Origin of the sequence: Franconibacter helveticus LMG 23732 (genome assembly GCF_000463115.2) — a bacterium.
Lineage (GTDB): Bacteria > Pseudomonadota > Gammaproteobacteria > Enterobacterales > Enterobacteriaceae > Franconibacter > Franconibacter helveticus.
The window spans coordinates 1-455 of record NZ_AWFX01000035.1; the positions used below are offsets into that span (position 1 = coordinate 1).

A 455-nucleotide genomic window follows, 5' to 3' on the forward strand; every position below is an offset into this window, starting at 1 on the left:
GATATGAACCGTTATACCCGACGATGTCCGAATGGGGAAACCCAGTGCAATTCGTTGCACTATCACAGCATGAATACATAGTGCTGTGAGGCGAACCGGGGGAACTGAAACATCTAAGTACCCCGAGGAAAAGAAATCAACCGAGATTCCCCCAGTAGCGGCGAGCGAACGGGGAGCAGCCCAGAGCCTGAATCAGCTTGTGTGTTAGTGGAAGCGTCTGGAAAGTCGCAGGGTACAGGGTGACACTCCCGTACACAAAAACACACAGGCTGTGAGCTCGATGAGTAGGGCGGGACACGTGATATCCTGTCTGAAGATGGGGGGACCATCCTCCAAGGCTAAATACTCCTGACTGACCGATAGTGAACCAGTACCGTGAGGGAAAGGCGAAAAGAACCCCGGCGAGGGGAGTGAAACAGAACCTGAAACCGTGTACGTACAAGCAGTGGGAGCCT

The 455-nt window shown here is 53.4% G+C and carries 1 rRNA gene; it reads left to right on the forward strand.

The features are described from left to right. Positions 1-455: ribosomal RNA gene (locus DW56_RS09005) — 23S ribosomal RNA — on the forward strand; the annotation flags it as partial.